Source organism: Streptomyces sp. NPDC056883 (genome assembly GCF_042788835.1).
GTDB classification, from domain to species: Bacteria; Actinomycetota; Actinomycetes; order Streptomycetales; family Streptomycetaceae; genus Streptomyces; species Streptomyces stoeckheimensis.
In genome coordinates this window covers 419,977-438,948 of the sequence record NZ_JBHUBS010000007.1, presented here as the reverse complement: position 1 = coordinate 438,948, position 18,972 = coordinate 419,977, and the positions used below count along the sequence as shown (strand labels likewise).

General features: G+C 74.0%; 17 protein-coding genes, 1 tRNA gene and 1 pseudogene. 10 read left to right on the top strand and 9 right to left on the bottom strand.

All coding sequences use genetic code 11. The features are described 5' to 3' along the window. Positions 1 to 119: 119 nt before the first annotated feature. Positions 120 to 1,271, bottom strand: a complete 1,152-nt coding sequence (locus tag ACFRU2_RS20605) for a heparan-alpha-glucosaminide N-acetyltransferase domain-containing protein (protein ID WP_382974000.1) — start codon at positions 1,269 to 1,271, stop codon at positions 120 to 122. A gap of 141 nt (positions 1,272 to 1,412) precedes the next feature. Between ACFRU2_RS20605 and ACFRU2_RS20600 the strand changes: the two genes are divergently transcribed. From ACFRU2_RS20600 to ACFRU2_RS20590, 3 genes are all read left to right on the top strand, one after another. Further along, positions 1,413 to 1,485 (top strand) — tRNA-His (locus ACFRU2_RS20600). A 125-nt stretch (positions 1,486 to 1,610) separates the two neighbouring features. Further along, positions 1,611 to 2,735 (top strand): alpha/beta hydrolase, encoded by a 1,125-nt coding sequence (locus tag ACFRU2_RS20595; RefSeq protein WP_382973998.1) that lies wholly within the window; start codon positions 1,611 to 1,613, stop codon positions 2,733 to 2,735. A 196-nt stretch (positions 2,736 to 2,931) separates the two neighbouring features. Continuing rightward, positions 2,932 to 3,699, top strand: coding sequence for a rhamnogalacturonan acetylesterase (locus ACFRU2_RS20590; RefSeq protein ID WP_274550076.1), 768 nt, complete (start codon positions 2,932 to 2,934; stop codon positions 3,697 to 3,699). A gap of 37 nt (positions 3,700 to 3,736) precedes the next feature. Here ACFRU2_RS20590 and ACFRU2_RS20585 read toward each other — a convergent pair whose 3' ends face one another. The 4 genes and pseudogenes from ACFRU2_RS20585 to ACFRU2_RS20570 all read right to left on the bottom strand — a co-directional run bounded on the left by ACFRU2_RS20585 (position 3,737) and on the right by ACFRU2_RS20570 (position 7,273). Beyond that, positions 3,737 to 4,492 carry an alpha/beta fold hydrolase gene (locus ACFRU2_RS20585; protein ID WP_382973996.1) on the bottom strand — a complete coding sequence of 252 codons (756 nt, stop codon included), beginning with the start codon at positions 4,490 to 4,492 and terminating at the stop codon, positions 3,737 to 3,739. Between the two features lie 89 nt (positions 4,493 to 4,581). Then, positions 4,582 to 4,920, bottom strand: coding sequence for an XRE family transcriptional regulator (locus ACFRU2_RS20580; RefSeq protein ID WP_382973994.1), 339 nt, complete (start codon positions 4,918 to 4,920; stop codon positions 4,582 to 4,584). Then, positions 4,917 to 5,108, bottom strand: a pseudogene (locus ACFRU2_RS20575) (type II toxin-antitoxin system RelE/ParE family toxin); the annotation flags it as partial. The gene ACFRU2_RS20580 and the pseudogene ACFRU2_RS20575, both read right to left, overlap by 4 nt. A gap of 101 nt (positions 5,109 to 5,209) precedes the next feature. Then, positions 5,210 to 7,273 (bottom strand): phosphocholine-specific phospholipase C, encoded by a 2,064-nt coding sequence (locus ACFRU2_RS20570; protein WP_382973992.1) that lies wholly within the window; start codon positions 7,271 to 7,273, stop codon positions 5,210 to 5,212. Positions 7,274 to 7,574: 301 nt separating this feature from the next. On the opposite strand from ACFRU2_RS20570, the gene ACFRU2_RS20565 reads away from it, so the two are divergent. The 7 genes from ACFRU2_RS20565 to ACFRU2_RS20535 all read left to right on the top strand — a co-directional run bounded on the left by ACFRU2_RS20565 (position 7,575) and on the right by ACFRU2_RS20535 (position 14,980). Beyond that, entirely contained in the window at positions 7,575 to 8,603 is a 1,029-nt protein-coding gene (locus ACFRU2_RS20565; protein WP_382973990.1) for a 3-oxoacyl-ACP synthase III family protein, read from the top strand. Beyond that, entirely contained in the window at positions 8,600 to 9,352 is a 753-nt protein-coding gene (locus ACFRU2_RS20560; protein ID WP_375951501.1) for a glycosyltransferase family A protein, read from the top strand. The genes ACFRU2_RS20565 and ACFRU2_RS20560 overlap by 4 nt, the downstream gene beginning before the upstream one ends. Beyond that, positions 9,352 to 10,971, top strand: a complete 1,620-nt coding sequence (locus tag ACFRU2_RS20555) for an AMP-binding protein (protein ID WP_382973988.1) — start codon at positions 9,352 to 9,354, stop codon at positions 10,969 to 10,971. Before ACFRU2_RS20560 ends, ACFRU2_RS20555 begins: the two co-directional genes overlap by 1 nt. 316 nt (positions 10,972 to 11,287) lie before the next feature. Next, positions 11,288 to 12,091, top strand: a complete 804-nt coding sequence (locus ACFRU2_RS20550; protein WP_382973986.1) for a YhjD/YihY/BrkB family envelope integrity protein — start codon at positions 11,288 to 11,290, stop codon at positions 12,089 to 12,091. Then, the gene (locus tag ACFRU2_RS20545; protein ID WP_382973984.1) at positions 12,088 to 12,846 is read left to right on the top strand and encodes a glycosyltransferase family A protein; all 759 of its coding nucleotides are present in this window, start codon (positions 12,088 to 12,090) and stop codon (positions 12,844 to 12,846) included. Before ACFRU2_RS20550 ends, ACFRU2_RS20545 begins: the two co-directional genes overlap by 4 nt. Beyond that, positions 12,843 to 14,066, top strand: coding sequence for a cytochrome P450 (locus tag ACFRU2_RS20540; protein WP_382973982.1), 1,224 nt, complete (start codon positions 12,843 to 12,845; stop codon positions 14,064 to 14,066). The genes ACFRU2_RS20545 and ACFRU2_RS20540 overlap by 4 nt, the downstream gene beginning before the upstream one ends. Beyond that, positions 14,063 to 14,980: an NAD-dependent epimerase/dehydratase family protein gene (locus ACFRU2_RS20535; protein WP_382973980.1), complete on the top strand. Its 918-nt coding sequence runs from the start codon at positions 14,063 to 14,065 to the stop codon at positions 14,978 to 14,980. The genes ACFRU2_RS20540 and ACFRU2_RS20535 overlap by 4 nt, the downstream gene beginning before the upstream one ends. Positions 14,981 to 15,005: 25 nt before the next feature. On the opposite strand, the gene ACFRU2_RS20530 is transcribed toward ACFRU2_RS20535, so the two are convergent. The 4 genes from ACFRU2_RS20530 to ACFRU2_RS20515 are packed head-to-tail and all read right to left on the bottom strand — an operon-like array spanning position 15,006 to position 18,721. Further along, positions 15,006 to 15,599 (bottom strand): ATP/GTP-binding protein, encoded by a 594-nt coding sequence (locus tag ACFRU2_RS20530; RefSeq protein WP_382973978.1) that lies wholly within the window; start codon positions 15,597 to 15,599, stop codon positions 15,006 to 15,008. A 16-nt stretch (positions 15,600 to 15,615) separates the two neighbouring features. Then, positions 15,616 to 15,984: a DUF742 domain-containing protein gene (locus ACFRU2_RS20525; RefSeq protein ID WP_382973976.1), complete on the bottom strand. Its 369-nt coding sequence runs from the start codon at positions 15,982 to 15,984 to the stop codon at positions 15,616 to 15,618. Continuing rightward, positions 15,984 to 16,403 carry a roadblock/LC7 domain-containing protein gene (locus ACFRU2_RS20520; RefSeq protein ID WP_382973975.1) on the bottom strand — a complete coding sequence of 140 codons (420 nt, stop codon included), beginning with the start codon at positions 16,401 to 16,403 and terminating at the stop codon, positions 15,984 to 15,986. Before ACFRU2_RS20520 ends, ACFRU2_RS20525 begins: the two co-directional genes overlap by 1 nt. Beyond that, entirely contained in the window at positions 16,400 to 18,721 is a 2,322-nt protein-coding gene (locus tag ACFRU2_RS20515; RefSeq protein WP_382973973.1) for a nitrate- and nitrite sensing domain-containing protein, read from the bottom strand. Before ACFRU2_RS20515 ends, ACFRU2_RS20520 begins: the two co-directional genes overlap by 4 nt. Between the last annotated feature and the right edge of the window lie 251 nt (positions 18,722 to 18,972).

Sequence of the window (18,972 nt, the reverse complement as noted above, 5' to 3'; positions counted from 1 at the left end):
AACTCCAGCCCGCCCGGCGTTTGAGGGCACGGGCGCGCAGCGCACGTACGGGTCCGGGCGGAGCCCGGGGAACGGTGGAAGGGCGGGTAGGGGACAGCCCCGCAGGGCGGCGCGCACGGCTACGCCGGCGTCAGCACCCGCAGGGCCCACTCCAGCGGCCCCCGCCGCAGCTCCGTACCTCGCAGGAAGTGGCCCCAGGCCAAGCAGCCGGTCACCGCGGCGAGCGAGAAGCCGCCCAGCACCTCCCACCCGCTCCAGCCCCGCAGGAACACCGCCAGTGCCAGCGCGTGCACCACGTACACCGTCAGGGCCATCGCCCCGACCGCGGCGAGCGGCCGGAGCACCCCGGCCGCCCGGCGGGCGCGCGCGGACAGCGCGAGGAGGCCTATGAGGGCCGCCCCGACCCCGGAGTTGCCGAGGGTCTCCAGCGGGGTCTGGCTGTAGGGGCCGGCCACCAGCAGCCAGTCCCACGAGGTGCTGGGCACGGCACCGAACTGCTCCCCCAGCACGGCCGCGACCGGATCGGGCTCCGCCGCCGCCCAGGGGTGTTCCCGTGCGACGGCCTCCAGCAGCGGCCCGCGCCGGCCGCCGGGCCCCAGCGCGAGCCAGGAGGCGCCGTAGCCGGCGACGGCGGCCGCCGCCCCGAAGCCGGTCAGCAGCCGCAGCGACCGCTTGCCGCGCAGGTCGGCGAGGCGGCCGAGGGCCATGCCCGCCAGGATGTACGGGAAGTAGGTGAGCAGCGGGTACGCACCCGAGAGCAGCAGCTCCCGGAGCATCTTCCCGGCCCCCGCCCAGCTCGTCAGGTCGGCGGGGACGGGTGTGGCGCCGCGCCCTGCGGTGCGCAGCCCGAGGGGCGGGCCCAGGAGGTACGAGAGGACCGGGCCCAGCACCACCGAGGCGCCCGCGACGGCCGCCAGGGTGCGGGTGCGCAGCCGGGTGAAGGGTTCGGCGGCCAGGAAGTAGACGCCGTAGAAGGCCAGGATGACGAGGATGCCGGGCGAGAGCGCGGCCAGGCACAGGCCGAGCGCGCCGAGGATCGCGCAGCGGGTCAGGGTGGCCCGCAGGGGCGGTGGTCCGGCGGCGCGGGAGCGGGCGAGCGCGAGGGAGAACCCGGCGATGAGCGTGAAGACGGCGGGTGCCCGGCCGTCGGCGGCGACGAGCAGCCAGCCGGGTCCCTCGGGCGCGGGCGGCGGGCCGACGTGGACGGCGAACATGCCGAGGACGGCGATGCCGCGGGCGGCGTCCAGGCCGGTCAGTCGGTTTGGTCCCATACGGGTAGGGATGGCGATCCGGGGCGCGGGGTTGCCTGCGGGGGCGGCCGGCCGGGCCGCCGGAAAAGGCGTCGCGGGACCACCCCGCTGATCAGCTATGCTGTGCTTGCACATCGAACGGGCGGTCCGCCGCCCTTCGTGGTGGGTGTAGCTCAGTTGGTAGAGCACCTGGTTGTGGTCCAGGTGGCCGCGGGTTCAAGTCCCGTCACTCACCCTGTTGATCCCGTGGGGGTTACGAGTTTTCCTCGTAACCCCCACGGGTTTTTTCGTTCCTCCGAGGGGAGCGGCACGTCGCGGCCGGCCGGGCCCGCCGACCGGAGTCCTGGCAGGATCACTCGCATGAAAAGCGACATCGGGGGCATCCCGGCGCTGCTCCTCGCCGCCCTCGTGGCGGCCGCGGTGTTCGGGGCCGCGGTGTGGCTGTGGCCCCGGCTCGCGGGGTCCGGGGTCCGGCCGGTGCTGGGGCGGGCGGGGCTCCAGCTCGCGATCACGCTGACGACCGGGTCGGCGCTGCTGCTCGCGGTGAACTCCTCGTACGGCTTCTACGGCTCCTGGCGCGACCTGTTCTCCCTGCGCCGGGAGGACCCGGTGCAGGCGGGCGCGGGCGCGTCGGCGCGGGCGGCGCTGGTGGTGCGGGGAACCCATTCCTGGCGGCACGCCGGCAACGACGACCCGGCGGTGATCGGCCGGATCGAGGCGGTGACCGTGCGCGGGGCCCGCAGCGGGCTGTCGGGACAGGGGTACGTGTACCTGCCGCCGCAGTACGTGCACGCGTCCGCCGGGCGGCGGGCGGAGTTCCCGGTGGTGCTGGCGCTGAGCGGGTTCCCGAGCACGCCGGGGGTGCTGGTCGACCGGCTGCGGTATCCGCAGCTGGCGCTGGAGGCGGTGCGGGCGGGGCGGATGCGTCCGGCGGTGCTGGTCTTGATGACCCCGACGGTGGCGCCGCCCAGGGACACGCAGTGCGTGGACGTGCCGGGCGGGCCGCAGGCGGAGACCTTCTTCGCGCGGGACCTGAGGGCGGTGGTGTCCTCGCACTACGGCCTCACGCCGGACGCCCGGGGGTGGGGCGCGATGGGCAATTCGGTGGGCGGCTACTGCGCCCTGAAGCTGGCCCTGCGCACACCGGACGCCTACCGGGCGGCGGCCGCGCTGTCGGCCCCGTACGCCGCGGTGCGGGACGCGGACACCGGTGACCTGTTCGGCGGCGACGCGGGCCGCCGGCAGGAGGACGACCTGCTGTGGCGGCTGCGGAACCTGCCCCAGCCGCCGGTGTCCCTGCTGGTGGCGAGCAGCCGCAAGGGCGAGCACCAGTACCCGGCGACGCTGGAATTCATCGACGCGGTACGGTCACCCGCACGGGTCTCCTCGATCGTGCTCGCGAGCGGCGGTCACAACTACGAGACCTGGGCACGCGAGGTGCCGCCGGCCCTGGAGTGGCTGGTGGGACGGCTGAGTCCGCCCTAAAGGCACACAACGGATTCCGATCGGGGCCCGCTGAGGCCCCGGCCTGCGGACATGTAGCCTGAGACGGATTCCGATGAACGGGTTCAGGAATCGGGTGCCGGATGAGATCGTCCGGGTGGGGGAGACAGGCCCCGCCTGCCGGGTCATCGTCGGGGCACGGAGCCCCGGCACGTTCTGATGGGAAGTACACGAAAGCATGACGAGAATCTTCCTCGCGGGCGACTCCAGCGTGACGAGCCGGCAGGCCAGCATGGCCCCGATGGTGGGATGGGGCCAGACCCTGCAGCTGTTCATCCAGGGCGCCGAGGTGATCAACTGCGCGCGCGCAGGAGCGAGCACCCGCAGTTTCCTGGAGCGCGGGCGGCTCGCCTGGATCCTGGAGAACGGCGCTCCCGGCGACCTCATGCTCATCTCCTTCGGCCTCATCGACATGAAGCCCGGCGACGGCCGCTTCACCGAGCCGTTCAAGGAGTACCAGGGCTTCCTGCGCCAGTACGTCAACGCGGCGCGGGACCGGGGCATGCACCCGGTCCTCATCACCAGCCACGAGCGCCGCGTCTTCGACAAGTACGGCAACATGCGCCGCCCCCTGGGGCAGTACCCGGCCGCCATGCGCGAGGTCGCGACGCAGCTCTCGGTGCCGCTCATCGACCTGAACGAGTGGAGCGTCGCCTGGTGGCGGCACGCCGGCCCCGACGGGACCAAGGCGCTGTTCCTCTACCTGGAGCCGGGCGAGCACCCCAACTACCCCAAGGGCGTGGCGGACAACACCCACCTGCGCGCCCACGGCGGCGTGGAGTGCTCCCGGTTCATCGCGGCGGAGATGCAGAACCGCGCGCTGCTGCCGCCCTCGCACTTCCGCAACCTCCAGGCCCAGTTCGATCCGGAGCAGGCCGTCGAGTTCCTCCCCGACGACGTCTTCGACCAGCAGACCAAGGAGCGGGTCGCGGAAGTACGCCGCTGATCCGCCCGTCGTACCCGCCGCACCCGCCCTGCCCGCCCTACCCGCGCAGGAAGGCCTCCACCTCGGTGGCGAGGGCCACCGGGGCCTCGTGCGGCGGGTAGTGGCCGGTGCCGGGCAGCGGCTGGACGCGGCAGTTCGGGTACGAGACCTGCCAGGTGGCCCGCATGACGTCGGCGGTGAGCGCGAGGTCGTACTCACCGACGAGGACCAGCACCGGGACGGTGCTGCCCTTCACGGCGGCGGACAGGTCGAGTGGCTGCCAGCTCGCGAGGTACCCGGCGAAGGCCTCCGGCCGGGACACGGCGAGCGAGTGCGCGACCATCCGCTCCAGCCAGTACGGGCTCGCGCGGCGGCCGGTGACGATGTCGAGGATGGCGCGGCGGTTCTCCGCGCTGCCGGCGGCCCCGTAGAAGAGGTCGTGGGTGGCGTCGTCCATCTCGTAGGGGGCGGCGGGGACCGGGTTGATGCCGATCAGCTTCTCGACGCGCTCGGGGGCGCGCACGAGGACCTGCTGCATGGCCTTGCCGCCCATGGAGTGACCGAGGAGGGAGAAGGTGTCCCAGCCGAGCTCGTCGGCGAGCGCGAGCACGTCGTCTGCGATCTCGGGGAGCGCGTAGCGGCCGGGGACGTCCCGGCGGTCGCCGTAGCCGCGGTAGTCGAGGAAGGCGTACGAGAACTCCCGCGGGTCCAGGTAGTCCAGTACGGAGCCCCAGTTCGCGGACGTGCCGAACCAGTCGTGCAGCACGATGACGCGGACGGGGCCGGTGCCGATCCTGCGGTGGGCGATGGCCATGCGTTCTCCCTCGGTGACGGGGGTTGCGTACCCGGACGCCTCCGTTCTGCCCACCGCCCGTACGGTCACACCGCGCTCCGCGCTCCGGATCACGCCACGGTGTACTCCGTGTCCCCGAAGTCGGCCACCACCCGCAACCGGCCGCCGAGCGCCTCGACGTACGAGCGCAAGGTCGCGACCTCGGTGCGGTCCGTCTCTCCGTTCTCAATGGCGGAGACACGCGGGGCCGAGACGCCCATGCTGTCGGCCACATCCTTCTGGGTCAGGGCCTGCTCCTGGCGGATTTCGGCCAGCCGATAGGCCCGTACCTCGGCCATGAGCCGGTCCATCGCGGCCTGCTTCTCCGTCGGCGACCGTACCGGCAGCCCGGCAGCCACCCGGCGCTCGCGCGCCTGGCGCTTGGCCTCCTCCCAACCGACAGCGCTCATTCGTACTCCCTGATGTCCAGTTCCGCGATGTGGGCCCGATACCGCTTCTCCGCGAGGGGAATGTTCACGTCGTACCACCGCTGCCAGTTTCCGGCCTTGTCCCCGGCGACGAGCAGCACCGCACGGCGCACCGGGTCGAACGCGAACAGGATGCGGATCTCGCTACCGCCCGAGGAGCCCGGACGCACGCCTACGAGGATCACTTCCCATTGAGCCACGCCCGCGAAGTTAACGCAAGCGTTAACTTCGCGGGCGGCGGAAGCAGGCGGGTTCACCCCTACGGGAACGGTCAGACGGTCTTGATCGCCGGGTCCGAGACTCCGGCCGCGCCCGTTTCCACGTGGCCGGCGAAGCGGCGCAGGAAGGTGGCGTCCGCGTCGGAGACGACCGTGACGTCGTACCAGCGGGCCGTGCCGGACAGGGACACGGTGTGCGCGACCGTGGCGCCCGCCGCGACGCGCACGACCTGGGCCGTGCCGCCGTAGGCGTTGGTGACGGTCAGGTTGACGGCCGCCGTGCCCCCGTTGGTCAGGGACAGCACCAGGTTGCCGGTGGCCTTGTCGTCGCGGGCCGTGGCCTCGGGGCCGGCCTTCTTCGCCGGGCCCTTCCAGGTGCGCAGGAAGCCGTTGGGGCCCCAGACCGTGAGGTTGATCTGGTTGCCGGTGGAGCTGCTCGTGCTCCAGGTGTCCGACAGGGTCTTGCCCGCCTCGACCGTGTAGGGCCACGGGCCGTCCGTACGGTTGCCCGAGGTGCTGTGGAAGTGGGCGCCGAGGGTGGGACCCGAGGAGAAGGTCAGCGTGAACTTGCCCGTGGAGACCGTGGCCTTGCCGTCCACGTACGGGGCGTAGCCCAGCGCGCGCGTCGGCTTGGCGCCCGCCTCCTGCTTGGGCAGGGTGCCCGTCGCCGGCGGGGTCGGGTTGTAGGACGAGTGGCGGTTCTTGTCCGGCGGTACGTACGCGGCCGTGGACGGCAGTGCGGCGGGCGCGGCGTCCGCCCGGGTGAAGTCGAACGCCGAGGTCAGGTCGCCGCAGACCGCGCGGCGCCACGGGGAGATGTTGGGCTCCTGCACGCCGAAGCGCTTCTCCATGAAGCGGATCACCGAGGTGTGGTCGAAGGTCTCGGAGCAGACGTAGCCGCCCTTGCTCCAGGGGGAGACCACGATCATCGGGACGCGGGGGCCGAGCCCGTACGCGCCGGCGGCGTAGCCGGAGACGCCTCCGGTGTACAGGTCGCCGGTGACGCTCGCCGTGGACAGGCCCCAGGCGGAGGAGGCGGGCGGGTACGGCGGGACGACGTGGTCGAAGAAGCCGTCGTTCTCGTCGTAGGTGATGAAGAGGGCCGTCTTCGCCCACACGTCGGGATTCGCGGTCAGCGAGTCCAGGACCTGCGAGATGTACCAGGCGCCGAAGTTCGTGGGCCAGTTGGCGTGCTCGCTGAACGCCTCGGGGGCGGCGATCCAGGAGACCTGCGGGAGCGTGCCGTTCACGACGTCCGCGCGCAGCTTGTCGAAGTAGGTGCCGCCCGCCTTGACGTTGGTGCCCGTACGGGCCTTCTCGTACAGGGCGCTGCCGGGCTGGGCGTTGCGGTAGCTGTTGAAGTACAGCAGCGAGTTGTCGCCGTAGTTGCCGCGGAAGGCGTCGTTGATCCAGCCCCAGGATCCGGCGGCGTTCAGGCCGTCGCCGATGTCCTGGTAGACCTTCCAGGAGACTCCGGCCGTCTCCAGGCGCTCGGGGTAGGTCTTCCAGCCGTAGCCGGCTTCCTGGTTGCCGAGGACCGGGCCGCCGCCCACGCCGTCGTTGCCCGTGTAACCCGTCCACATGTAGTAGCGGTTGGGGTCGGTGGCACCGATGAAGGAGCAGTGGTAGGCGTCGCACACCGTGAAGGCGTCGGCGAGCGCGTAGTGGAACGGGATGTCGTTCCGGGTCATGTACGCCATGGTCGTGGCCGTCTTGGCCGGGACCCACTTGTCGTACTTGCCATTGTTGTAGGCCTGGTGGCCACCCGCCCAGTCGTGGTCCAGCCCCGTCAGGAACTGCATGCCCAGGTCGTTGATCTGGGGGTTGAAGGGCAGGATGTCCTTCGTGCCGTTGGACTGGTGGAAGACGGACTTGCCGTTGTCCTGGAGGACCGGCCTCGGGTCTCCGAAGCCCCGGACCCCCTTCATCGCACCGAAGTAGTGGTCGAAGGAACGATTTTCCTGCATGAGGACGACGATGTGCTCGATGTCCTGGATCGTGCCGGTACTGCCTTGGGCCGAGATGGCGGCGGCCCTCGCGATGCTCTCGTTCAGCATCGTGACGGCGGCGGCGCCACCGGCGATCTGCAGGAACCTGCGCCGATTCAATTCAGTCATGGAGAACGACCTCTGCGGGTGAGACGGGTGCGGGGGGATGTCGCGGGCGCCCCAAGAACAGCGGCCCCGGGGTACCGGTCGGCATTGCTTTGATGACAGTGGGCCGTACACCTGGAGAACGGAATACCTCGTCAGACGGTTCGTGCCCCACGGGCCACATCTCTTCGCGATCCCTTCGCGATCTCTCCGCAGCCGTCGCCACGGGGCCGCGGACCGGCGGCCCCGGGTACTCACGCGGTCGGCGGGCGGGATGAGCATCCGTACTCAGGACCGGGACCGGATGGCGCGTCATCGTGAGGGCATGCCGAATCAGCCATCCGTACCGCGCCCGCGGCTCCGCGCCGGGATCACTGCCGTCGCCGGTGTGCTGCCCGGGGACGTCCTCACCTCCGACCGGCTCCAGCGCGAGATCGCCGGACGGGCCGGACTCACCCTGCCGCCACGGCTGTTGACCCAGGCCACCGGAATCCGCGCCCGACGGATCGCGGGTGACGGGGTGTACGCCTCCACGCTCGCGGTGGATGCGGCCCGCCGGGTCCTGGACTCCACCGGGCTCGGGCCCGCCGACATCGACCTGCTGCTCTTCGCCTCCGCCTCCCGCGACGTCGCCGAACCCGCCACCGCGCACATCGTGCAGGCCGAACTCGGCACGAAGGCACACGCCTTGGACGTCACCAACGCGTGCAACAGCTTCGTCAACGGCATCGACCTCGCCCGCGCCATGATCCTCGCCGGCCGGGCCCGACGGGCCCTGGTGGTCACCGGGGAGACCCCGAGCCGGGCCGTGCGGACGGCGCCCGCCGACTTCGCCGAGTTCCGCGCCGGTTTCGCCGGTTACACCTTCGGCGATGCGGGGGCCGCCGTGATCGTGGAGCCGGTGGAACGCGGCGGGATCCTCGACGTGGACACCGAGACCCACTCCGAGCACTGGGAGGTCGGGGGCATCCCGGGCGGCGGTTCGCGCCACCCGCGCGGGGACGCGTACACGTACTTCCGCGGCGACGGACACGAACTGCGCGGGGTCTTCGAGAAGGTGGGCACCGCCGTCATCGACCGGACCCTGCACCGCACGGGCATGGACTGGGACGACTTCTCCAAGGTGCTGGTGCACCAGGTGACGGTGCCCTATCTGGAGCGGTTCGCCGAGCTGACCGGGGTACCGGCCGGGAAGCTGGTGGTGACCGTGCCCGAACTCGGCAACATCGCGAGCGCGACGATCGGGGTGCAACTGGACCGAATATTCGACGAACTGGCCTCAGGCGACCGGGTGTTGTTCGTCGGACTCGGTGGCGGGATCAGCATCATGACGATGGTCTGGGAGAAGTCGTGAGCGCGGCCGGACGACTGTGGGTGGTGGTGCCCGCGCACGAGGAGGAGGCCCGGCTCGCCGGGACCCTCGCCGCGCTCGCCCGCCAACGGGACCGCGATTTCACCCTGTTGGTCGTGGACAACGCCTCCGCCGACCGGACCGGCGCCGTGGCGCGGGAGTTCGCGGCGGGCGCCCCCTTCGCCGTGGAGGTCATCGAGGAACCGGAGAAGGGCGTCGGCTCCGCCGTGGACACCGGCTTCCGGTACGCGATCGGGCGCGGCGCGACCCTGCTCGCCCGCACCGACGCCGACTGCCTGCCCCACCCGGGGTGGACGGGCGCGGCGCGGGCGGCCCTGATCCGCGACCCCGGGCTGGTGTGCGGGCGGATCGTGGCCCGGCGCGACGAGCACGGTCCGCTGGGGCGGGCCGGGTTCGGGGTCCTCGTACGGCTCGCCGGGCTCTTCGGCCGGCTGCGGCCCGAGCACGCGCGGCGCCGCGGCTACCGCGCCCCGTACCGGATGCACGCCGGGAACAACATGGCCATCACCGCCGAGCTGTACCTGGCCGTCGGCGGGATGCCCCGGCGCCCCTCCCCCACCGACCGGCTCTTCCTCAACGCGGTGCGCCGCCACACCGACCGGATCACGCGCTGCCGGGCGATGGTCGTGGAGAACTCCACGCGCCGACTGCGGGCGTACGGAATCGCCGGCACGGCCCGCTGGTACCTCGGCCGCGGCAGCGGCCCGCACGGAACGGACGACCCCCGCTGATGCTGGACCGCCTCGACCACGCGCTGCGCGCCCGCCCCGAGCGGCCCGCCGTCCTGACCGCCACCCGTACGGGAGCCACCCGGACCGCCGCCACGTGCGGGGAACTCGCCGAGCTGGCCGATGCGTTCGCCGCCGCGTTGTACGCGCGCGGGCTGCGCGCCGGGGACACCGTCGGGGTCGCCGTGCGCCCCGGGCCGCGGGCGCTCGCCGTCCTGCTCGCGCTGTGGCGGCTCGGTCTGCGCGGGGCCGTCCTCGACCCCGGGGCCGGACCCGACGTGCTGCGCGCCCGGCTGGCCTCGGCGCGGCCCGCGCTGGTGCTGGCCGACGCCGCCGCGCAGGCGGTGGCCGGGTGGGCCCGGCCGCTGGCCCGGCGGGCGGCCGGGCTGGAACTGCCGGAGCTGGCCGGGCTGGGCGCGCCGGTGGCCACGGTCGGGCGGCGGCTGCCGGGATGCGCGCCCGCTCTGGACCGGCATGCGGCGCGAGGCGGGGTTCCCCCGCGGTGCACGGGCGACGGGGACGCCGACGCGGTCATCGTGTTCACCTCCGGGACCACCGCACGGCCCCGGGCGGTGGTGCACACGCGGGCGAGTCTGGCCGCCGGGATGGAGACGGTGTCGGCGCTGTTCTCCGGCGGCCCGGGCGAGGCCGCGGCCGCCACCGCCGCTCCCGTGCTCGGCGGCACCTTCTTCGTGCTCGTCCCCTCCCTCGTGCGCGGCGCCCCCGTGGCCCTCCCGGCACGGTCGCCCCGGATCCTGGCCCGGCAGCTGGCCCGGCTGGCGCCGCGGGACACCTACCTCACGCCGCCGCAGCTCCGGGACGCACTGCGGGAGGGGGCCCGGTTCCGGGGCCGGGTGTGGACCGGCTCGGCTCCTGCGAGCGCGGAACTGCTGGGCCGCGTAAGGGAGTCGGGGGCCGATGAGGCCTGGGGGGTGTACGCGCTCACCGAGCTGTTTCCGGCCGCCGCGGTGGAGTCCCGGGAGAAGGCCGCGCATGAGGGCGCAGGCGACCTGGTCGGCGCCCCGCTGCCCGGTGTGCGCGCCGAGTCCGACGCGGACGGGCAGCTGCTGCTGGCCGGTCCCGGGGCCCGGCACCGCTACCTCGGCGAGGACCCCGATCCGTGGGTGCGTACGGGCGACCGGGCGCGCCTGGACGGCGCGGGCCGGATCGTGCTGGAGGGCAGGGCCAAGGACATGGTGCTGCGCCGGGCCGAGAACATCTACCCGGGCCTGTACGAACCGGCCCTGCACGTGCCGGGGGTGGAGCTGGCGCTGCTCGTCGGGGTCCCGGCGGAGGCGGCCGACCGCCACGGCAACGGCCACGCTGACGGCCACGGCGACGCTTGCGACTACGGCGACGAGCGGCTCGTGGCCGTGGTCCAGCCCTGCCACGGGGTCGCCGAGCCCGCGCTGCGGTCCGCGCTGGCGGGCCCGCTGCGCCGCATGGGCGCGGCCGCGCCCGACGCCCTGCTGTTCGCGCGGATCCCGCTGTCGGGCCGCTCCCGCAAACCGGACCGCGCGGCGACGGCAGCCTTGGCGGCCGCCCGCCTGGCCTCCGGATCCCCATCCGCATCCCGATCCGGCCCCGGCCCCGGCTCCTTCCGGAAGGGCGCTTCGCGATGACGGGCTCCGCTGCGCGGGGCATGCTCCCCGCCCCGCCCTTCGCCCGTTCCCCGGGCTCCGCCCGGCCCCGGTCCTCGAACGCCGGACGGGCTGAACTGCCCCTGGGGCTCCGCCCCGGACCCCGCTCCTCGAACGCCGGAGGGGCTGTATTCCGGCCGCTGCCGTCGGCAACCTCGGCCTCGCCGGCGTTCGAGGCGCAGGGGTCCGGGGGCGGGCCCCCGGCAACGGTCCGTGTGTGGCGGGGCGGCTGTTCCGGGCCGGGCCTCCGTCCAGGGCGGGGCAGCACGTGACGGCCGGGACCGGTCGGGAGTGGGGCGTGGGCGCACGCCCGCGGCGCCGGGAGGGGAAGTCCGGTGGGCCGGGGGTGTGGGGGCGGATTGGGGTTGCCCATCGGCGGTATGCCCGGGCCAATGGGGACGCGCTCGCGGGCTCGCTCACGTACGCCCTGCTCGTCGGGACGGCGCCGGCGGTACTACTAGTCGGCTCGCTGGCCGGTCGGGCCGGGGCCGACGGGAGCGGGGTGCGGCGGGCCGTCGAGGGTCTGGCCGCGGGGCTGCTGCCCGCCGCCGCGGCTCCGGTGGCCGGTCGGCTGCCCGTCGTCACCCCGCACTGGCGGCCGCTGCTCCTGGTCGCCCTCGGCTGGGCGGTCGTCCGGATGACCCGGGCGCTGCGTACGGGCGTCCGCGCCATGTGCGGGCAGAACGCGGGCAGCGGCAACCCGGTGCGCGACGCGGCCCAGGACGTCGTGGGGGCCGCCTCGCTCTGCCTCGCGGGTGCGCTCATCGCCGTCGTGGTGACGGCCTGCGGTCCGGCCCTGACGGTCCCCGCGCTCTGGGCGCTGTTCTCCGCCATCCTGCGGCTCGCCCCGCGCCGGGCCCCCGGCCGACCCCGGGCGGCCGCCGTCGCCGGGCCGGCGCTGGCCGCCGCTCTGACCTGCCGGCTGCTCGCCCTCGCCGCCGGCCCGTACCTCGCCGCCACCGCCGAACTGCACGGCGACCTCTACCGCCGGGCCGGACCACTGATCGGGCTCGTCGTGTGGGGCAGCCTGTGCGCCCGTGTGCTGCTCCGCGCCGCGTCCTGGGCCGGCACCACCAACCAGTCCGAAGGAGAGCGGAGTTGACGAACCTGTGGGTGGTCGTGCCCGCGTACAACGAGGCGGCGGCCATCGGGGCCACCCTGGCCGCGCTCGCCGCCCAGCACGACACCGGATTCGCGCTCGTGGTCGTGGACAACGCCTCCACCGACCGGACGGCCGATGCCGTACGGGACTTCGCGCGCGCGGCACCCTTCCGCGTCGAGCTGGCCCGGGAGGAACTGCCCGGCGCCGGGACCGCCGCCGACACCGGCTTCCGGTACGCCATCGCCGCCGGCGCCACCCACCTGCTGCGCACCGACGCCGACTGCCTGCCCGCCCCGGACTGGACGGCCGTCGCGAAGGCGGAGTTCGGGCGGGGCGCCGAGATGCTGTGCGGCCGCAGCGTGCCGCGCCGTGACGAGCGGCCCGGCCTCCTGGAAGCCCGGGTGCTGCCGTCGCTGATCCGGCTCACCTCGCTCTACGGCCGCTACCGCCCGTCCCACCGGCACCCGCGCTACCGCGCCCCGTACGTCCTGTGCCACGGCCACAACTTCGGCATCACCGCCGACCTCTACCTGCGCTGCGGCGGCGCCCTGCGGGTGCCGCTGCACGAACGCTCCGAGGACGTGGCCCTGCTGAACCGGGCCCGGGAGCACAGCGCCCGGATCGTCCGCGCGGAGCAGCTGGTGGTGCAGAACAGCCTGCGCAGGCTGCGGAGCTGGGGCCCGCGCCGCACCCTGCTCTGGTACTGGGACCGGCGCTACCGGCCCGCCGACACCGCGGAGGCACACGTTCGATGACCACCGACCCGACGATCCGCCCCCGGACCCGCACGAAGGCCGGTACGAAGGCCGGTACGAAGGCCGGTACGAAGGCGGGCACGAAGCCCGCCCCGAAGGCCGGTACGAAGGCCGGTACGAAGCCCGCCGCGAAGGCCCGCCGCCGGGACCGCCGGGTCTACCTGCGCTCCCACCCGCTCCTGTTCGCGCTGCTCGCCGCCACCCGCGGGCGGCCCGTGCGCCGGCTCGGGGGCGGCACCCTGCTCGTCCACGGCACGGCGGCCTACCGGGAGGCGCTGACCCGGCTGCCGCTGGACCGCACCGCGCCCGGCACCACCGGCGGCGCGGCCCGGGCCGCCCGGGTGGAGGGCGTGCTCTTCGACCAGGAGGGCTCCGGTCACCGGGCCGGCCGGCGGGAGCTCGCCGAGCTGCTCGGCGCGTCCGGGACCCGGGAACTGCGCGCGGTGTGGCACCCGTTGCTCCTGCGGCGGCTCGCGCCGCTGCCGCTCGGGGGCACGGTGGACCTGGTCCCGCTGGCCCGGGAACTGGCCGGCTCGGTGGTGTACGCACTCCTGCGCCCCGGCTCCGGGGCCGACGCCTGCGCCTCCCCCCTCGCCCTCGCGGAGGCCGCCGCCGAGGCCGCGGCCGCCTCCGTGCGCAGCCACCTGCCCGGCCCGCCCCGCCCCGGCGCCGGGGCGGCGGCGATCCGCACCGCCGAGCGGCTCCGCGCGCTCCTGGGCCCGGGGGCGGACGCCCGGGCCGCGATGCTGGCGGTGGCGGCCGTCAACACCACCGTCGCGGCGCTGCCCCGGGCCGTGGCCTGGTGCGCCGACGCGGGCTTGTGGGACCAGGCGGCGGACCCGGCCCTGCGCCCCGCGCTGGCCGATGAACTCCTGCGCGTCACGGCGGCCTCCCCCCTCCTCCCCCGGGTCGCCGCGGCCGGCGGCTCCGTGGGGGGCTGCCCGGTCCGGGCCGGCGACCGGCTGCTCCTGGTGGCCCGGCACGCGGCCGGGGCCCACGTGCGGGACCCCGACGGGCGGTGCCCCGCCGAGCCGGGCACCGCCCGCCTGGTCTTCGGCGCCGGGCCGCACGCCTGCCCCGGAGCCCGGCTGGCCCGGGAGCAACTGGTCGGCGTCCTGGCGGCGTTGGCTCCGCACCGGCCGGTCGTGACCCGGGCCCTGGTGGACCGCCGGGCCGCTCTGCCCGGGTGGCGTTCGCTCGTCGTGCGGGCGGCGGCATGACATCCCGTAGCGCGGCCGGGGTGCGGATCGCCGTCACGGGCGCGAGCGGCTTCTGCGGCGGGCACGTCGCCCGCGCCGCGGCGGCGGCCGGGGCACGGGTGGTGTGCCTGGGCCGCAGGCCCGGCCCGCTCGGGGAGCACCGGTTCTGGGACGCGTCCCTCGGGGAGCCGGACCTCTCGGGCACGGACCTCGTCGTGCACTGCGCGGCGGCGGTCGGCGATCCGGCCCCGGGCTCCCCCGCCGAGACCGTGATGCACGCGGTCAACGTGACGGGCACCGAACGGCTGCTGCGCGCGGCGGGCGGCCGCCCGGTGGTCTGGGTCGGCAGCGCCAGCGTCTACGACCCCGGCCGCGACCGCACGCTCGTCCGCGAGGACCACCCGCGCACGGGACACCTGAACGCCTACGGCCGTACGAAGGCCGAAGGCGAGGCCCTGGCGCTGGCCGCGGGCTCCGTGGTGCTGCGCCCGCGCGCCGTGTACGGCCCGGGCGACACCCAGCTCCTGCCCCGGCTGCTCTCCCGGGTCCGCGCCGGGACGCTGTTCCTGCCGGGCCCGGACGTCCCGCTCAGCCTGACGGCGGTGGAGAACCTGGCGGAGGCCTGCCTGGCGGCTCCCGACTGGCCGCAGGGCGCGTACAACATCGCCGACGCCCTCCCCTACCGGCGCGACGCGGCGATCCGCGAGGTCCTGCGCGCCCACGGGGTCCGCGCCCGCGTACGCCACCTCCCCCTGGCCCTCGCGACCCTGGCGGCCGGGCTCGCGGAGGCCCTGCCCACGGACGAACCGCTCCTGAGCCGCTACGCGGTGGACCAGCTCGCCCACCCGGTGGTCCTGGACCTGACCCGGGCCCGCGCCCAGGGCTGGACCCCGTCGCGGACCCTGTCGGACCACCTCGCCGACCTGCGGGGGTGAGCCGCGAGCGGCGGGCTCGGCCGCGTCAGGCGGTCGCCCGGGCTCCCGCGTTGGCGATGAGCTGGTCCAGGAGGGAGAGCAGGCAGGCGCGGACGTCCTGGCGGGAGCGGGCGTCGAGCATGAGCACGGGGGTGTTCGGATCGCGCAGGTGCAGGGCCGTCGCGATCTCCTCCGCGGTGTAGGGCTGCTCGCCGTGGAAGCAGTTCGCGCCGACCACGAACGGCAGTCCGCGGCTCTCGAAGAAGTCGACGGCCGGGAAGCTGCGGTCGAGACGTCGCGTGTCGACCAGCACGATCGCCCCGAGTGCCCCGGCCAGCAGGTCGTCCCACATGAACCAGAAACGTTCCTGGCCCGGTGTGCCGAAGAGGTAGAGGACGACGCCGGCGTCGGTGAGGGTGATGCGGCCGAAGTCCATCGCCACGGTGGTGGCCGTCTTGGACTCGATGCCGTCGAGGTCATCGACGCCGACACCGGCGGCCGTCAGCCGCTCCTCCGTGCGCAGCGGCTCGATCTCGGAGATCGTCTCCACCAGGGTGGTCTTGCCGACTCCGAACCCACCGGCGATGAGGATCTTGACCGGGGCCGCTTCCTGTGAGGCAGGGGCCCGAGGGGCGGGCACGTCGTCATCGGGGAGGCTATATCCGGGCAATGTTGTCCCTGATTCTCATGAGCAGGTCGACGTCGGTGGTCTCGGCGCCCCCCAGGGGCGGCCGGTGGTGGATCAGCCCGCGGTCGGCGAGTTCGCCGAGGAGCAGCGTCATCGGGGTGAGGCGGATGTGCATCCGCGCCGCTATCTCGGCGACCGCCCGACCGCCCGGCGCCGCGCACATGGCAAGGATCTCCTGCCATTCGGTGGGCAGACCGGCGCGGGCGTCCTCGGCCACCGCCGCCGTGATGGTGGTGTCCATGGTGAGGGCGGTGTGGGGAACGGCTGTCCGTCCGTCGGTCAGGGCGTACAGCCGCGTCCGGCGGCGCCTCGCGGGCTGGGCTTCGTCCTGCGGCATTACGCGGTCGGCACCTGGGCGCGCTCGGGGGTGCCCAGCCACTCGCCGAGCGCCTGGGCGGTCCGTACGGCCTCGCCGCCCAGCTCCCCGAGCCGCGCCTTGCGGGAGGTCACCACGATGAGCGTGCTGCCCTCACCGCACCCGACGATGCAGAGGTACCGGTCGTCCATCTCGACCAACTGGCGGATGACGCGGCCGCCGTCGACCTCCCGGGATATCGCCTTCATCGTGGCCGCGATGCCGGAGGCGGCGGCCGCCATGCGCTCGGCCTGGGGCTGGTCCAGCAGGTAGGCGCTGAGCTTGATGCCGTCGTTGGACAGGAGCACCGCTCCCTGGATGCCGGCGATCCTGCTCAGGTTGTTGTCCAGGACGCTGTAGATGACGTCGTTGGATGCCGCGGTGTTCGGTGAAGTAGTCATGACTGATCCCGTCGGAGCTCTTCTTCCACTGTCTGGGTCCCGAGTTCGTAGTCCGCCCAGGCGTCCGCCACCTCTTCGGGGGTTTCCGTGTCCGGCCGGACGGCCGGTTCCGGTGCGCTGGGGGCGCGCAGCTGCTCGGCGATGTGGGTCTGGGGGACGCGCTCGGGGAGGGCCGGCCGGGCCGGGGGTCCGGAGGCGGGCGCGGGCACCGTCGTACGGCGGCTCGGCAGCCCGGCGGCCGTGCGCGGGAGCGGCTCGGGCGCCGGCGCCGGGGCGGCCGCGGAGGGAGCCGGCGACGCCTGCGCGAGTGCGAGCTCGGGCTCGGGCTGGGGGGCGAGCGCCGGTACGGGTACGGGTACGGGCCTGCGCGGGGCCTCCGCCTCGCTCGCCACCAGCAGTTCCCCGGGGAGGATCACCACGGCGGCGGTCCCTCCGTACACCGAGCGGCGCAGGGTGACCGTCGCCCCGAGCTGGTCGGCGAGGTGACCGACCACGAAGAGCCCGAGCCGGTGCGCGTTCTGCGCCAGGACGGAGTAGGGCGGGGCCTCGTGGAGGCGCCCGTTCATCTCCTCGTACCGCTCGGGGGTCACCCGCGGCCCACGGTCCTCGATCTCGACCGACAGCCCGCCCGCGACCGTTTCGGCGCGGATGACCACCTTCGACCGCGGCGGGGAGAACCGGGTGGCGTTGTCCAGCAGTTCCGCGAGCAGGTGGCTGATCTGGCTGATCACGCGCGGTTCCACGCTGATCTCGTCCAGGGCGTGCCGCTCGATGCGCCGGAACTCCTCGACTTCCGCGGCGGCTTCGCGCAGCAGGTCGGCGATGCGCATGGGCTCGGTGTGCGGGTCGGGGACCTCGCCGCCCGCCAGGATCAGGAGGTTCTCGATCTGCCGCCGCATGCCCACCGTCAGCTGGTCGGCCCGCATCAACTGGGCGAGCAGCGCTTCGTCGTGGCCGAAGGTGTCCTGGAGGTCCTCCGTGAGGCTCAGCTGGCGGCTGACCAGGTTTCCGGTGCGCGAGGCGATGCCCGAGGCGAACAGACCGAACCCGTGGCGCTCTGCCGCGAGCTGGCGGTGCCCGTCGACGGATACGGCGACGACGCGGGCGAACGCATCGTTGATGCGCCCGACTTCGTCCCGGTCGCCGCGCACCTCCGGCAGTGCGTCGGCGTCGACGGACTGCCCGCGCTGGAGCCGGGCGACGACGTCGGGGAGGGTTTCCTCGGCGACGGTCACCGTGCGTTCGTGCAGGTCGTGCAGGCGGCGGAGGACCGATCGCGTGGTGAACACGACCACGGCCACGACGATCAGCAGCCCGCCGCCGCTTCCCCCGATCAACCAGGCGACCTCGGTGTCCAGTTCCGCGGCCTTGGCCTCGCCGCGTGCGAGCATCTTCCGCGCCCGGTCGACGTTGAACGTGGCCAGCTGCACCGAGAACTTCTCGTGCGCGGACCGCCATCCCGCGACCTCGGCGGGCAGCTTGATGCCGGATGCGACGTCCGTGTGCTTGGAGAGGATCGCCTTCTCGATGCGGATCTTCGTCTGCCAGTCCGGGGAGGCGACGATGCGCTCGTAGAACCGCCGGTCCTCCGCGGGCAGATACGGCGCGACCCAGGTGTCGTACAGGTACCGGTGGGCTCCCAGGGCGCCGACGAACTGGTCGAAGCCGGCGGAGTTCAGCTCCCTGGACGGCCCGGCCAGGGCCAGGAGCGTGTCCTCGCGCGCCACCATCTCGGTGGCGGAGAGCATGGACACCACGGTCCGGCTCTCCTTGGTGAGTTCGGCGTCGTCCGCGTGGCTGAAGTCCAGCTGGTACGCCTGGATGACCGCGTCGATCACCCCCGTGTAGTACGTCAGCGTGCCGTCGGCGCCGCCGCTGCGCGCATCCGCGCGCTGGCGGTACGCGGCCAGGCTGTCGAGCCGCCGGTTCACTTCCTCGAAGAACGCGTCCGAACCGACCGCCAGTCGGCGGAACTCGGCCGCGGCCCGGTCCGTGGCCTCGCGCCGCATGCTCAGCGCCTCTTCGGTCCCGGCCGCCCCCGCCCACAGCGAGGCGGTCAGCGTCCGCTCGGCCTGCATGTCGATCATGAGCGTGTACAGCGGTGCGCCGACCTTCTCGGCGGCCGCGACGTCGGCCCTCAGGCGCTCCGACTGCGCCAGCAGCCGCTGGGCGGTCACCGCCACCTGGGTGCCCATCGCCACGGTGGGGAGCACCGCCAGCCAGATGAGCAGGGTGCGCAGGCGCAGGGTCCGCCGCCGACGCGTCGTCGACTGCCCTCGTACGCCTTCGGGTTCGCCTTCGGGTTCTATGAGAGACATCGGTCCTCGGGGGCAGGGGGCTGCGGCAGGAGATAAGGGTGCCGATCATAACCAGCCACACCGAGGAATCGGATAGGTGTCTTCCGCTGTCAAAGCGTGCCATTTCCGGCGGATCTTCGCAGGCGAGACCTGATCGGAACCCAGCCGCGACACCCTCGACACCACGGAAGGGGGCGCCGGGGTTCTGGACCGGCGAGGTTTTGGGAAAGGAGCATGGGCCAACCCCAGGGGGGGGGTAGAAGGGGGGGAGG